The organism is Geobacter anodireducens, from assembly GCA_001628815.1.
Lineage (GTDB): Bacteria > Desulfobacterota > Desulfuromonadia > Geobacterales > Geobacteraceae > Geobacter > Geobacter anodireducens.
Genome location: CP014963.1, coordinates 280,661 through 294,872, shown reverse-complemented (window position 1 = coordinate 294,872; position 14,212 = coordinate 280,661). Strand labels below are relative to the sequence as shown.

The window sequence follows — 14,212 nt, the reverse complement described above, 5'->3', positions numbered from 1 at the left end:
CATTCGCCATCAGACCGCCATACGGAGGAGGCCAGCCCCCATGCACCCGCCCCACAGCCATCCCGTTGCCCTCAGTGACTACACCCCGCCCGACTACCGAGTGGAAGCCGTCCACCTGACCGTTGACCTGCACGACGATGTGACCCTTGTGCAGGCAGATCTCTCCGTGGTGGCCAATCATGACCGGGCTGGAGGAATCCGGCCCCTGGTGCTCGACGGAAGAGGGCTCGTGCTGCGGCGCGTTGCACTGGACGGCCGGCCCCTAGCGGCCGGCGAGTATGTCCGGGACGATGAGACGCTCACCATGCACCACGTCCCCGAGCGGTGCACGGTCTCCGTTTCTACGGAGTTGAAGCCCCAGGAAAACACCCTGCTGGAGGGGCTCTACCGCTCCGGCGGCACCTTCTGCACCCAGTGCGAGGCAGAGGGCTTTCGCCGCATCACCTATTTCCCGGACCGCCCCGACGTGCTGGCAGTCTACACCGTCACCATCACCGCAGACCGGGCGACCTGCCCGGTGCTGCTGGCCAACGGCAACCTGGCGGCCAGTGGCGACCTGCCCGACGGCCGCCACTATGCCACCTGGCACGACCCCTTCCCCAAGCCATCCTACCTCTTCGCCCTGGTGGCGGGGAACCTGGTGAAGGTGGAGGATACCTTTGTCACGAAATCGGGGCGGCAAGTAGCGCTCCAGGTCTATGTCCAGAGCCATAACCGGGACAAGTGCGACCATGCCGTCCGCTCCCTGGCCGAGGCCATGCGCTGGGACGAGGAGGCATTCGGCCGGGAGTACGACCTGGACCTCTACATGATCGTGGCCGTGGACGATTTCAACTTCGGAGCCATGGAAAACAAGGGGCTCAACGTCTTCAACTCCCGCTACGTCCTGGCCCGGCCCGACACGGCCACCGATGCCGACTATGCAGCCATCGAGGGGGTCATCGGCCATGAGTACTTCCACAACTGGAGCGGCAACCGGGTCACTTGCCGTGACTGGTTCCAGCTTTCCGTCAAGGAAGGTCTCACCATCTTCCGGGACCAGGAATTCTCAGCCGCCATGGGATCGCCGGCGGTAAAACGGATCCAGGACGTCCGGTATCTCAGGACCCACCAGTTCCCTGAGGATGCGGGGCCCCTGGCCCACCCGGTCCGGCCCGGCACCTACGATGCCATCAACAACCTCTACACCGCCACGGTCTACAACAAGGGCGCAGAGTTGATCCGCATGCTCCGCACCCTTGTGGGGCACGAGGCCTTCCGCCGGGGCATGGATCTCTATTTCGACCGCCACGACGCACCGGCGCCACGGTGGAAAACCTGGTCAGCGCCCTGGCCGAGACATCGGGGCGCGACCTGACGCAGTTCATGAGATGGTACCGGGAGGCAGGCACGCCGGAGGTCCATGTAACCGGCAGCCACGATGCAGACACCAAGGCGTACACCCTCACCATCCGCCAAACCGTTGCCGAAGGGGAACCGCTCCTCATCCCCCTGGTAATGGGGCTCCTGGACCGAAGCGGCAATGAATTGCCCGTGCACCTCGATGGAGAGCAGGCTCCCCTGGACTCGGGGCGGGCTCTGGAGCTCAGTCGTCAGGAGGAAACGTTTCGCTTCAGGGGCATTCCCGAAGAGCCGGTGCCGTCACTGTTTCGGGGCTTTTCCGCCCCCGTGAGGCTGCACTATGCTTATACCGAGGCGGACCTTGCGCTTCTCATGGGGAAAGACGGCGACCTCTTCAACCGGTGGGAGGCGGGACAGCGGCTCATGACGGGAACCATCATGCACGTGGTGGCAGACCGGCAAGCCGGGCGGGAACTCCGCCTTCCCCCGGCACTGGTCGAAGCCTGCGGGACACTGCTCTCCTCGGGGGAAAAGGACCGGGCTTTCCTGGCCGAGGCCCTGACGCTGCCGTCGGAAAATATTCTGGGCGAGCAGATGGAAGAGATCGACGTGGAGGGGATTTTCGAGGCTCGCAGCTTTGTCAGGGCAGCCCTTGCCCGACAGTTGCGGGGGGAGTTATCGGCCCTGTGGGATCGGTGCCGACCCGGGGGACCCTACCGATTCGAGCCTGAGGAGACAGGGCGGCGCAGCCTGGCCGCCTGCTGCCTCGGCTACCTCATGACCCTGGACGACCCCTCGATCCGGCAGGCGTGCCTCCGTCAGTTCAGGGAGGCCGACAACATGACCGACTCCCTCTCCGCCCTGACGCTTCTGGCCCACACGGAGGGACGCGAGGGGGAGACGGCCCTGGCCGAGTTCCATACCCGGTGGCGAGGAGAGCCCCTCGTCATCGACAAGTGGTTCGCCATCCAGGCCGCCTCTCCCCTGCCGGACACCCTCGCCCGGGTGCAGCGTCTCCTGGAACATCCCGACTTCACCCTGGCCAATCCCAACCGCGCTCGCGCCCTCATCCTTTCCTTCGCCGTCAACAACCCGGTCCGGTTCCACGATCAGGCCGGAGGCGGCTACCGGCTGCTGGCGGACCATGTGATCAAGCTGAACAGCCTGAACCCGATGATCGGCGCCAGGATGGCCGAGCCCCTTACCCGCTGGCGGCGGCATGAGCCAAACCGGAGGGAACGGATGAAGGCCGAGCTGGAGCGGATAGCGCGGGAGCCAAGCCTTGCGAGGGATATCCGCGACGTGGTGACCAAAGGATTGGCCGGAGGCTAGTACCGGCCGTTTTCCCGCAAAATAGCGGTAAAGAGAGGGTTGTGATCCGACCGGGACACGGAGAGGGCCATTTCCACCGCTGTCACATTCCCCCGGATACTGCGAATCCGCTGGGGGGTCGCCTCCCCGATCATGGCGGCCGCCCCTTCCCTCAGATAGGTCTCGATGGCGCCCTTTACCGCATCCCCCTCCTCAAAGAAAGTGTAGATGGAGACACCCAGCAGTTCCCCCTTGGGAAGGCCGAACAGGTCCTCTGCCTTGCGGTTGGCAATGATGAGCTTCCCGTCGGCCAGAAAGGTGACAATGGCGGACTGGGCCATCTCCAGCACGTTGCGGTAGCGGTCCTCGGACTCCTGCCGCTGGCGGGTCGTGCGGTCCAACTCCTCCATGAGTTCGTTGAACGCCCCCACCAGTTCTCCCACCTCGTCGTCGGAGCTTTTCCCGAGCCGTTCCGAAAAATTTCCCGTAGCCGCCACGTTGCCGATGGAGGTTGCCACCGATCGGACCGGTCTGATGATGGAGCGGTGGACCATGAAGCTCATGGCCGCAAGGATGAGGAGGACGACACCCGAAACGACGGCCAGATCAAGCTTGAGGTTGATGCCGATCTGGCGGTAAAGCTCCGCCATGGGGATGGAAACCGACACGGCGCCGATCAGTTGGCCGATCCGGTAACCATAGGAGGGGTGTCCCTTGGGAAACCGCGCCTGGACAAAGGCCGGGGCCTCCTCGTAGCGGCCGTGGCAGCCGAGGCACGAGGCGTCGGCGGTCATGGGCAGCAGGTAGCGGAAGACCCGTTTGCCGCCGATCGTTACCACCTCCCACTGCTCGGCGGCCTTTTCCCTGCCGAACCGTTGCAGCATCGCGGTTTCATAGGCGTCGGGACGGTTGGCGGGGTTGCGGTAGCGCAGCGACACCTGACGGACGTAGTACTTGCTGCCGGTCGTGATCCGCTTGGCCACCTGGGTGGCGACCACCTGGGGGACCAGGTTGTAGTTCGCCTCCGGCTCGCCCCGGACCACCGAGGACATGTACTCCCGGGTTTCCACGATCTGCCGGGCAAGGATGCGGGCATTGTCGGTGGCATCCTTGACGATGAGCGATTCCTGCCGCAGATAGTCGTCCACGGCATTGACCCCCATGAGGGTCACAAACATGACGCAGAGGATGACTGTGAACTTGGTGGTGATTTTCAGGTTGGCAAACCAGGACATCGGGGCCTCCGGCCGGAATTTGTCTCAAGTATACCCTTCACCCCTCAAGGGGCAAGGACATGTCACCAGATGTAGTCCTTGGCCACCTGGCGCTTGTCGTGGCCGTGCAGGATATGAAGCACCCGGAGGGATGCGAGCTTTACCGGCGAAAGGGAGCCCAGGGGGATGTGGACGATCTTTTTCCCCATGCGTGCGGCGATCTGCCGGAAGATGCTGCGGGGTGGCCGGGCGGCCACGTGGACCACATGTTTTTCGGGCGAATAGTCGAGGGCGGCCAGGAGAAGCACCTCCGGCTTTGACCGGGCAAAGGCATAGTCCGGGTCGCGCCAGACATCCATCATCCGGCGCGGCGGGTATGAAAGAAGAAACCCGCCGTACTCGCAGCGGCAGATGCCGGGGCCGACGATGTTGTCCGCCGGCGGCGTCGCATAGAAGGCCATGTCCGATTCCTGCTCATGCTCGCCCAGCCAGGTCGTGCGGTAGGGATAGTTACCGTTTCCCCGGTCTTCGTCGAAGATGACGACCACCGAGCCCACGCCCCCCTTGGCCCGCTGGCTTTCCCGGACATAGATCCGCCCATCGGCAACGTTGCGCAGCGTTTCCCGCAGATCGATCCCGTCCAGTAGCGACGAGGTAAAGGGCTCCGTCCGGGAGAGTTCCTCGGAAAGCTGCATGGCACCTTTTTTCTTGAGAAAGCGGCCATACTCCTCGATCACCACATCCTCGGGCGGGTAGGAGCAGATGCTCGGGTCAGTGAATCCTTCGAGCCATTCTCCGGGGCGCTTCTCCTTCTTGCGCTTGAGAAAGCCCAGATGCGACAGCCCTTTCCGGCGCCGCTCCCGTGGGCGGAAGCGGATGCGGCGGCTCCCGCCCCAGATTTCCTCGGGGGAGATGCTGATGGTCGGGATGTCTGCCTCGGCCCGCTGCCAGTGGTAGAAGGTGGCAAGGCGCCACAGGGCGTAGGCGAAGTTATCGTCCACGCACCCCCGTGCCGCCATGAGCAGTTGAAACAGGTCGGGCAGGAGCGCGCCCGAGGCAAGGGCATAATTACGGGCAAAGCGGAAAAAGGCTCGCTTCTGCCAGAGGTGGACCGGTTCGCCCGTCTCCTGTCGGTAGTGGCGGGCCGCCTCCTGGAAGAGCCGGAAGATGGCCCGCTGCCGGTCGGGGAACTCTTCCCCTCGCCCCGCATGCCTTGCGCCCCGCTCCACCGCATGGCGCAAGAGTTCCTCCTCCGGAAGGTCCTTCCTCCCGCCGACAATGAGCTCGAACGCGCTGAACCGCTTGCGGAGCGTCTCGCCGCGATCGTCGGGTTCGGGCGGCAGAGGACCGCGGCGCAGTTCATGGACCGCCGAGATAAAGGGAAACTCGCCGAGGATCTCCCGGCAGGAGTCGGGATGCAGGTTGAACAGCCTCACCCCCTGGCGCCGCACCCGCTCCAGGGGAGCGGCCTGGGGCCGCCCGAAATCGTCCTTGATCCGCTCCAGATGGTACATGCCGCAGACAAAGAGAATGCGGCCATATTCCTTGGCCAGTTCCCGGAGCCGCCAGGCCATTCCCCGCTCGCGCCGCCGGTCCTCCCGGCCCGGCGCCACAGAGCCGGCTGCGCGCCGGTACTCCTCATAGTAGGGGGAGAGGCCGATCCGGTGAATGGCGTAGGAGTCGGGAAGCGCTTCCACGTGGCGGGGATAGGAGTCGGTATCCACATCCACGAGCCGCAGGGGGATCCGGCGCTCCATGGCCAGCCTCGCCCCTTCGACCAGGGGATCGGCCGGCTCCACCAGGAGGTAGACCGATTCGGCGCCGCCGCGGCGCTGCCGACCTTCGTAGTGGATGACCGAGATCTCGGGCAGCCGCTCCACGGCCCGCAGGAACGGCGCCTCGAGCGTGGGCGGCAACTCGATGGCGATGCAATCGGGCTTGACGCGGTGCACCGCCTCGCGGACGAGATGCGCGAACTCCAGGCGATAGTGGAGGACGGGAAGGGCGTGGACGGGGCCGAACTGTTCCAGGTGGAGACGATGGGGCATGGGGTATTCGTCCTTGCGCTCACAGCCCCTCCCCCGAGAGAAACGCACGGGTGCCGGGTCGCTGCGTGTCGACGGGCCGAACAGGAGAAGAGGGTCAGGTGGAAATCACCGCGTCTATTGATGCGGCGCGGAACCGCTACGCTCAGGCGAACTGGCTGTAGTACTCCTTCACCTTGACGAGGTAATCGCGTGTCTCGCGAGGGAGCAAATGGGGCTTGCGGTCGACGTTGCCGGGGCCCCAATTGTATGCGGCCAAGGTCTTGTCGATATCGCCCCCGTACCGCTTCAGCAGATCCTTGAGGAAACGCGTGCCGGCCATGACGTTCTGCTCTGGGTCGAACGAATCGGTAACCCCAAGTCCCCGCGCGGTGGCGGGCATGAGCTGCATGAGTCCACGGGCTCCGGCATGGGACACTGCATTGGGGTTGAAATTGCTCTCGGCCTTGATGACCGCCTTGATGAGCCCCACCTCGACCCCGTAGCGGCGGGAGGCCCGCTGGATGACATCTTCGAGCCAGCCGGCATCGCGCGGACCAGTCGGCGGGACATCGGCAGCGGACACGGCGGCCGGCTCCCCGGCCTCTGCCTGCGGGGCAGCGGCAACGGGCGTCTCGCCACGGTTCTGGGCAAAGCTCTTGAGGATGAACTCCATGGCCTGGGACCCGACGGGCCGGGGCGTCTCGCCGGCGGCATCTCCCAGGGAGAAGGCGCTTCGCATCATGTCGAGGCGCATGAGCTCGGCCGCCGCGGCAGCGGTCTCCCTGATGTCGGCTTTCCGTCCCGGTGACGCGGCGCGGCCGGCGAGAAGGGCCTCAAAGCGCGAAGTATCCGCCGCGCCGGTGCCGGAAGGGCGTTCCCCGGCTGCAGTGTCGGTTTGAAGGTTGGGGCGTTGTGTCGGGTCGATGAACATACCCGCGTCTATGCAAGAGACGTGGAAATTACATCGAGTTTTCTCTTTTTTAATTTTTCGATCAGGGTGGTCCGCTTCAGATTGAGCAGCAGTGCCGCCTCTTTCTTGTTGCCCCCGGTCTTCTTGAGGGCCTGCAGAATCAGGTTGTTCTCGAACTCTTCAACAACGGTATTGAGGCAGATACCCGCATCGGGAAGCGCCAGGGCTTCGGACGGGGCGGACAGCGAAACGCCGGTGTACTTTTCCGGCAGGTCCTTGACCCCGAGGGTGCCGAATCCCTTGAGGATGACGAGCCGCTCCACCAGGTTTTCCAGTTCGCGCACGTTGCCGGGCCAGTCGTAGTTGCCCAGTATCTCCATGGCGTCGGCATCGATGCCCTTTACCTTGCTCTTCTTGTTGCGGTTGAAGCGGTCGAGGAAGGTGTTCACCAGAAGGGGGATGTCCTCCCTGCGCTCCCGCAGGGGCGGGATGAAGATGGGAATGACCGAGATCCGGTAGAAGAGGTCCTCCCGGAACTGCTTGGATGCTACGAGCTTTTCCAGGTTCTGGTTCGTGGCGGCGATGATCCGCACGTCCACCTTCTTGGAACGGGTTGCCCCCACCGGCTCCAGCTCTCTGTTCTGCAGCACCCGCAGGAGCTTTACTTGCAGATTGGGCTTCATATCGCCGATTTCGTCGAGGAACAGGGTCCCCTTGTCAGCCATCTCGAACCGGCCGATGCGGGTGGCAATGGCGCCGGTGAACGATCCCTTCACATGGCCGAAGAGTTCGCTTTCCAGCAGTTCGTCCGGGATGGCGGCACAGTTGACCGGCACGAAGTTGCGGTTTTTCCGGGTGCCCAGGTCATGGACGGCCCGCGCGACCAACTCCTTGCCGGTCCCCGATTCTCCCTGGATGAGGACGGTGGAATCGGACTCGGCGACCTTCTCGATCAGCTCGAAAAGGGAGAGCATCCGGGGGCTTTCGCCGATGATGTTGGGGATGAGGGAGCGGCTCTTGAGGGCCGGCTTGCTCCGGTAGGTCTGGCTCTGGAGCGACTGGTGCTCGAGGCCGCGCTTCACGTGGGTTTCAAGCTCGTCGAGGTTGAACGGCTTTTCGAGATAGAAAAAGACCCCCGCCTTGAGCAGGTTCGAGGTCATTTCGTAGTTACCGAAGGCGCTGTAGGCGATGACCACCGTGCCGGGTCGCATGGCCTTCAATTTCTTGACGAACTCGAGGCCGTTTACCCGTGGCATCATCAGATCGGTGATAACCAGGTGGACATCCTCGACTTCGAGCTTTTCCAGGGCATCCTGACCGTCAAAGGCCTGGAGGACGTCATATCCCTTGTACTTCAGAAACGCCGCGACAAAATCTCGAGTTTTCTTGTCATCATCGGCAATGAGCAGCCTCGGTGTCTCCATGTTCTCCCCTGGACGGCATGACGTAATCTTGGCACGAACCTTTGCGCGGTCAACAGGACCCCATACTAGTCATATTTATGACAAAAGTCAACAAAATGACGATCACGCCAAAAACTTTTTTCCACTGCCGCGAACAGGCCCTTTGCTCCCGAAATATGCCCAGCATCCTCGGGCAGAAAGCCCTCCGCGCTCAAAAATCCACGATCCCAGGACGTGTACAAAAAATAATTCTAAAATTATGATCTGTTGCGCCGATGAGAATACTGCGCCCGCCGGACGGAATCACCTCCCCTTCACCAGTCGGCGGGCCAAGAGAACGCAATTTGCATGAACGCTGAACGGTACCCGCAAGGAAACGCAACCGTTGCCGCGGACGAGCCAAGGAGGATGATGATGCAGAATGCACTGCAGACCAGGCCGATGAGACCAGGAACGAGTTGATCCAACTGGTGAGCTTCAAGCTCGAGGAAGAGGAATACGGGGTAAACGTCCTCAAGGTGAGAGAAATCATCCGGATGCCGAGCATTACCCGCGTCCCCAACACTCCTCACTATGTGGAGGGAGTCATCAACCTGCGGGGCAAGGTGATCCCGATACTCTCCATGCGCAAGCGCTTCGGCCTGCCGGAGGGGGAGAACAGCAGCCAGACCCGGATCATGGTAATGGACATGGAAGGTGAACTGATGGGGTTCGTCGTCGATGCCGTTTCCGAGGTCATCCGCATCTCCGAGAGCGAAATCCAGCCGCCGCCGGCAGTTGTCAACAGTGCCGTGGAGCAGGAATGCCTGTCCGGTGTCATCAACCAGACCGAACGACTCCTCTTCTTCCTTGATCTGGAAAAGCTCATCACCCAGGACGAGCGCCGGCTCTTTTCCGGGATGATGTAGCGGCACTACCCGTATTACCTGGCAACTTCTTTTCGCGAGGAGCAGCACATGGCGATTGAATGCGAAGACCAGGAACTGCTTGAAGGGTTCCTGACCGAAACCACCGAGCTTCTGGAAAAGCTCGACGACGACCTGGTGGCGCTGGAAAAGACGCCGTCGGACGCGGACCTGCTCAACGGCATTTTCCGCTCCATCCATACGGTCAAGGGAGCGTCGAGCTTCCTGGGGTTCGAGCTGCTGGTCACGGTGACCCACAAGACGGAGGATGTCCTCAACCGCCTGCGGCGCGGCGAGCTGACCGTTACCCCGGAGATCATGGATGTCATCCTTGAGGCGGTCGACCTGGTCAAGGTCCTGGTGGCGGACATCAAGGGCGGCGACATCGTGGACCGGGAGACCGACGGAACCATCAGCAAGCTGATACCTCTGCTGTCGGAAAACGCCAAGGAAGCGACCGTGCTCAAGGCCCCGGCGGCACAGTCCCAGACCGCCCCGGCCGCCGAACAGCCGCCGGAAGCGTCAGCCCCCGTGGAAACGGCACCTCCCCCGCCACCGGAGGCAGCCGCACCGGCACCGGCCGTGCGCCCCCAGAGCGCACCAGCGCCGGTTAAGGACGACAAGAAGGCCGACGATCTCGCGGACAACTCGACGGTCCGGGTCGATGTCAAACGGCTCGACGACCTCATGAACCAGGTGGGTGAGCTGGTCCTGGAACGCAACCGGATGATGCAGCTCAACACCGACTTCCAGGGCGAATCCGGCGACTCCAGCTTCGGCGAGGAATTCGCCAAGCTCTCCAAGCGGATCAGCTTCGTCACATCGGAACTGCAGATGCAGGTTCTCAAGATGCGGATGATCCCGGTGGAAAAGGTTTTCAAGAAGTTCCCCCGCATCGTCCGCAACCTGGCCCGGGATCTGGGCAAGGAAGTGGACCTGACGGTACTGGGCGAGGAAACGGAACTGGACCGTTCCGTTGTCGACGAGATCGGCGATCCACTCATCCACCTGATCCGCAACGCCATGGACCACGGCCTGGAGACCCCCGACGAGCGGGTTGCCGCCGGCAAGCCCCGCAAGGGGACGCTCATCCTCTCCGCGGCCCACGAGGGGAACCAGATCGTCATCAGCATCAAGGACGACGGACGGGGAGTCGACACCGACAAGGTGGCCCGCAAGGCCAAAGAAAAGGGGCTCGTCACCGACGAGCAACTGGCAGCCATGGGCCAGCGCGAACTGCTGGACCTGATCTTCCTGCCGGGCTTCTCCACCAAGGAGAACGCAACCGACCTGTCGGGGCGCGGCGTCGGCATGGACGTGGTCCGGACCAACATCAAGAAGCTCAACGGCATCATCGACATCAGAAGCGAGCTGGGACGGGGGTCTGAGTTCATTCTCAAGCTCCCCCTGACCCTGGCCATCATCCAGTCGCTCCTGGTTGAGGTCGAGGATGAGACCTATTCGCTCCCCCTGGCTGCGGTCCTCGAAACCCTCCGGGTGGACGAAAAGGAGTTCCACACCATCGGCGGCCAGGAAGTCCTCAAGCTGCGCGATTCGGTGCTCCCCCTCATGCGGCTGCAGCGGATCTTCAACATCGCCCCCGGCGAACGGAACCGCTCTTCATGCTACGTGGTTGTCGTGGGGGTTGCCGAGAAGCGGGTGGGGCTCGTCGTGTCGCGGCTTCTGGGCCAGCAGGAAGTGGCCATCAAGTCCCTGGGCAAGTATCTGGCGAACCTGCCCGGCATCGCCGGCTCCACCATCCTGGGCGATGGGCGGGTGACCCTCATCATTGACCCGGCCGGGCTCATCGAGAACAGCGACGGGAGCGGCGGCGGACGAGTCGCAGCCTGAGCGGGCAACGAGCCGGACTCCAAACTAACCGAACGCACGAAGGGACCACCGTGAAACTCTCGGACAAGGATTTCGAACTACTCAGAGATTTCATATACAACCACTGCGGCATGTATTTTCACGCCAGCAAGAAGTACTTTCTGGAAAGCCGCATTGCCCGGCGCCTCGAGGCGACGAAATGCTCGGACATCCACGGATACATGGGACACCTCAAGGTAGGGATGGGCAAGACCGAAGAGCTGACCAAGCTGCTCAACGAAATCACCACCAACGAGACCTGCTTCTTCCGCAATCCCCCCCAGCTCAAGGCCCTGGAAAACGTATTCCTCCCCGAGATCGTCGCCACCAAGGGGAAAATCGGCTTCCGCAAGATCCGCATCTGGAGCGCAGGCTCATCGTCGGGCGAAGAGGCCTATACCATGGCCATGATGATGCTGGAGAAGCGCTCGACGATCCTCAAGGATTGGATCATCGAGATCGTCGGCACCGACATCAGCGAATCGGTCCTGGCCCAGGCCCGCGAAGGGATCTACAACGCCTATTCGGTCCGCAATACGCCCGATTTCTATCTCAAGAAATACTTCAGGGAGGAAACGGGCGGGAGATTTCTCCTGTCGCCCGACGTGAAGAAGCTCGTCTCCTTCTCCCACCTGAATCTCTACGAAGACTCGAAAATGGTCTTCATGAAGAGCTTTGACTTCATTTTCTGCGCGAACGTGCTGATCTATTTCGACCTGGCATCCAAGACAAAGGTGGTTCAGCACTTCTACAACAACCTCCAGCCCTATGGCTATTTCTTTGTCGGGCAGTCAGAATCCCTGCATGGCGTGAACGACAAGTTCAAGACGGTTCATTTCCCCGGGGGATTTGCCTACAAAAAATGAAAGGTGGTACGGAACCTGTGGAAACGAGCAAAATGGAAAAGGCGGCCGCACTGCTCGGCGGGATGATTGATCTTCCCACCATCCCCGCTGTCGCCATTCAGGTCCTTTCACTCCTGGACGAGCCCGAAGTGGATGTGGACGATGTGGCCGAACTGGTCCTGACCGACCAGGTCATGGCCGCCAGGGTTCTCAAGATGGTGAACTCGCCCCTCTACCGTCCGGCCACCGAGATCACCTCCCTCAAGGGGGCTCTGGTCTATCTGGGGCTGCGGCATATCCGGGAGTTCATCCTCACCTGCTCCATTATCCAGTGCTCCGAGGGGAAAGATGGCGTCCTCGGCGTCAAGCCGTTCTGGGAGCACTCCTTCGGCGTCGGCATCGTGGCCCGGATGATCGCGGAAAAGGTGGGCTACCACGACACGGAAAAGGCGTACATCGGTGGGATCATCCACGACATCGGCGAGGTGTTCCTCAGCTACTACATGCGGGATGAGTTCCAGCAGATCGTCGACTCCATCAACGACAAGCCCCACAGGCTCGTGGAGGCCGAGGAGGAATTCCTGGGAACGACCCACTGCGAAATCGGGCTCTGCATCGCCCGGGCATGGCGATTCCCCGATGATTACTGCGAGGTGATCGCCCACCATCACGCCCCCCAGGAGGCGAAGAACGCCCCGCGACTCACCGCCATAGTCAATCTGGCCGACCTCTTCTGCAACGTACGCCAGCTTGACTATGGCGGCAAGGCATGGGTAAGCTTCTCCTTGGCCGACGAACCGGCGTGGGGAATGCTCCAGGGCTCCGGCTCACGGCTCTCCGAACTGGATATCGAGCGGTTCTGCTATGAGCTGGATGACCGGGTGGAAGAGATCAGGGAGTTGGTAGGTAATATCTTCAAGAACGGGTGATTGCGCATGCTTCAGAATCAGACACGAAAACTGCGAGTCCTGGTCGTCGACGATTCTTCTTTCATGAGGATGGTGATCCGGAGCGTTCTCGAGAAGGACCCGGCGATCGAGGTGGTCGGCATAGCCGTTGACGGGATGGAAGGGGTGGAAAAGGCCCTGGCCCTGAGGCCGGATCTGATCACCATGGACATCGAGATGCCGCGGCTGGACGGGATCTCCGCCCTCAAACAGATCATGGCCAAGTGCCCGACACGGGTCCTGATGGTCTCGACCCTCACCTGCGAGGGCGCCAAGGCCACCTTTGACGCCCTCGATGCAGGCGCCATCGACTACATCCCGAAAAACGTGACCGACAGCGCCGATGCCCAGCGAGTCTTTCGGGAAGAGTTGCTGCGCAAGGTCAAGGGAGCTGCCAGCTCTATCTTCGGCAGGCCGATGACCACCTCGGCCCCCCGAACGATCATTGCCCCCCCCCGGCAGGTGCGGCCCGCTCCGCGCCCCTCGCAGGCCCTGACCGGCAAGTTCCACTACGTGGGCATTGGCGCCTCCACCGGCGGTCCGGTGGCGCTCCAGGAGGTGCTGGGCCGCATCCCCGGCAACTACCCCCACGGCATCGTGGTAGCCATCCACATGCCCAAGGCATTCACGGGACCCTATGCCGAACGGCTCAACAGCAAGTGCTCCCTCCAGATCAAGGAAGCAAACGACGGCGACATCATCCAGCCCGGCGTGGTCCTTGTTGCTCCGGGCGGCCGGCACATGGCGCTGGTTCGCCAGGGAAACTCGATCGCGGTACGGACGCTCTCCACTGCCGAGTGTCCCCAGTACATCTACATTCCCTCGGTGGACCACATGATGACCACCCTGGCGGACGCCACCAACGGATCAGCCTTGGGAGTTATCCTTACGGGCATGGGGAGCGACGGGTTCAAGGGGATGAAGCACCTGAAAAGCAAGGGTGGCATTACCATCGTCCAGGACGAGGCCACCTCCACCATCTACGGCATGCCGCGGGCTTGCATCGAAGGGGGCGTCGCAGACACGGTGCTTCCCCTCACCCAGATCGGTTCGGAGATCGCCCGCCTGGGAGGATGATCAGCGCCGCGCCGAGAGGAGGATACCCCCCCCGCGAATCAGGGCACGGCACCGGGAGAAGCCGGTCCGCTTGAGGCGGAACAACAGCAGCGGTCCGGCCAGGGCCGGACAGTGGGGGACAAAAAGCGACAGTTCTCCGTTGCGGTCGCCCCCTGTTTCGGGGCAGGAAAGGAAACGGGCCAGCGGAGCCAGAGCCGTCCGCACCCCCACCGCACCACGAGAACCGACAGATGCGGCAGTCCCTGCACGGGGGCTGCCGTTTTTCGTGGCTGGCGGCACGAGGCACCACGCCGTCACCAGAATGAATGTCCACAGCCGTTGCAGCATTTTCACCCCAGGTAGCCGTCGTGCGCTGGACAGACG

At 62.5% G+C, this 14,212-nt stretch carries 9 protein-coding genes and 2 pseudogenes; 6 read left to right on the top strand and 5 right to left on the bottom strand.

The window, feature by feature from the left end:
• Nucleotides 1–40: 40 nt before the first annotated feature.
• Nucleotides 41–2,673: pseudogene (pepN, locus tag A2G06_01310) on the top strand (aminopeptidase N).
• On the opposite strand, the gene A2G06_01305 reads toward pepN, so the two are convergent.
• From A2G06_01305 to A2G06_01290, 4 genes are all read right to left on the bottom strand, one after another.
• Nucleotides 2,670–3,887, bottom strand: coding sequence for a histidine kinase (locus tag A2G06_01305; GenBank protein ANA39252.1), 1,218 nt, complete (start codon nucleotides 3,885–3,887; stop codon nucleotides 2,670–2,672). The pseudogene pepN and the gene A2G06_01305 sit on opposite strands and share 4 nt — an antisense overlap.
• Before the next feature lie 62 nt (nucleotides 3,888–3,949).
• The gene (locus A2G06_01300; GenBank protein ANA39251.1) at nucleotides 3,950–5,914 is read right to left on the bottom strand and encodes a hypothetical protein; all 1,965 of its coding nucleotides are present in this window, start codon (nucleotides 5,912–5,914) and stop codon (nucleotides 3,950–3,952) included.
• A gap of 142 nt (nucleotides 5,915–6,056) precedes the next feature.
• Nucleotides 6,057–6,824: a lytic transglycosylase gene (locus A2G06_01295; protein ANA39250.1), complete on the bottom strand. Its 768-nt coding sequence runs from the start codon at nucleotides 6,822–6,824 to the stop codon at nucleotides 6,057–6,059.
• An 8-nt stretch (nucleotides 6,825–6,832) separates the two neighbouring features.
• On the bottom strand, nucleotides 6,833–8,227 hold the full coding sequence (locus A2G06_01290) for a sigma-54-dependent Fis family transcriptional regulator (protein ID ANA39249.1): 1,395 nt from the start codon (nucleotides 8,225–8,227) through the stop codon (nucleotides 6,833–6,835).
• 393 nt (nucleotides 8,228–8,620) lie between these two features.
• Between A2G06_01290 and A2G06_01285 the strand changes: the two are divergent.
• From A2G06_01285 to A2G06_01265, 5 genes and pseudogenes are all read left to right on the top strand, one after another.
• A pseudogene (locus A2G06_01285) lies at nucleotides 8,621–9,114 on the top strand (chemotaxis protein CheW).
• 48 nt (nucleotides 9,115–9,162) lie between these two features.
• Nucleotides 9,163–10,962: a chemotaxis protein CheA gene (locus A2G06_01280; GenBank protein ANA39248.1), complete on the top strand. Its 1,800-nt coding sequence runs from the start codon at nucleotides 9,163–9,165 to the stop codon at nucleotides 10,960–10,962.
• Between the two features lie 50 nt (nucleotides 10,963–11,012).
• The gene (locus tag A2G06_01275) at nucleotides 11,013–11,846 is read left to right on the top strand and encodes a chemotaxis protein CheR (GenBank protein ID ANA39247.1); all 834 of its coding nucleotides are present in this window, start codon (nucleotides 11,013–11,015) and stop codon (nucleotides 11,844–11,846) included.
• The gene (locus A2G06_01270; GenBank protein ID ANA39246.1) at nucleotides 11,843–12,754 is read left to right on the top strand and encodes an HD family phosphohydrolase; all 912 of its coding nucleotides are present in this window, start codon (nucleotides 11,843–11,845) and stop codon (nucleotides 12,752–12,754) included. The genes A2G06_01275 and A2G06_01270 overlap by 4 nt, the downstream gene beginning before the upstream one ends.
• A gap of 6 nt (nucleotides 12,755–12,760) precedes the next feature.
• Nucleotides 12,761–13,849 carry a chemotaxis response regulator protein-glutamate methylesterase gene (locus A2G06_01265; GenBank protein ID ANA41560.1) on the top strand — a complete coding sequence of 363 codons (1,089 nt, stop codon included), beginning with the start codon at nucleotides 12,761–12,763 and terminating at the stop codon, nucleotides 13,847–13,849.
• Here A2G06_01265 and A2G06_01260 read toward each other — a convergent pair whose 3' ends face one another.
• Entirely contained in the window at nucleotides 13,850–14,182 is a 333-nt protein-coding gene (locus tag A2G06_01260; GenBank protein ANA39245.1) for a hypothetical protein, read from the bottom strand. It abuts the gene before it with no gap.
• Nucleotides 14,183–14,212 lie beyond the last annotated feature (30 nt).

Excerpts from the sequence above, each read along its gene's own strand:
- A2G06_01305 (ANA39252.1), bottom strand. The coding sequence starts at position 3,887 with ATGTCCTGGTTTGCCAACCTGAAAATCACCACCAAGTTCACAGTCATC.
- A2G06_01300 (ANA39251.1), bottom strand. The coding sequence starts at position 5,914 with ATGCCCCATCGTCTCCACCTGGAACAGTTCGGCCCCGTCCACGCCCTT.
- A2G06_01295 (ANA39250.1), bottom strand. The coding sequence starts at position 6,824 with ATGTTCATCGACCCGACACAACGCCCCAACCTTCAAACCGACACTGCA.
- A2G06_01290 (ANA39249.1), bottom strand. The coding sequence starts at position 8,227 with ATGGAGACACCGAGGCTGCTCATTGCCGATGATGACAAGAAAACTCGA.
- A2G06_01280 (ANA39248.1), top strand. The coding sequence starts at position 9,163 with ATGGCGATTGAATGCGAAGACCAGGAACTGCTTGAAGGGTTCCTGACC.
- A2G06_01270 (ANA39246.1), top strand. The coding sequence starts at position 11,843 with ATGAAAGGTGGTACGGAACCTGTGGAAACGAGCAAAATGGAAAAGGCG.
- A2G06_01265 (ANA41560.1), top strand. The coding sequence starts at position 12,761 with ATGCTTCAGAATCAGACACGAAAACTGCGAGTCCTGGTCGTCGACGAT.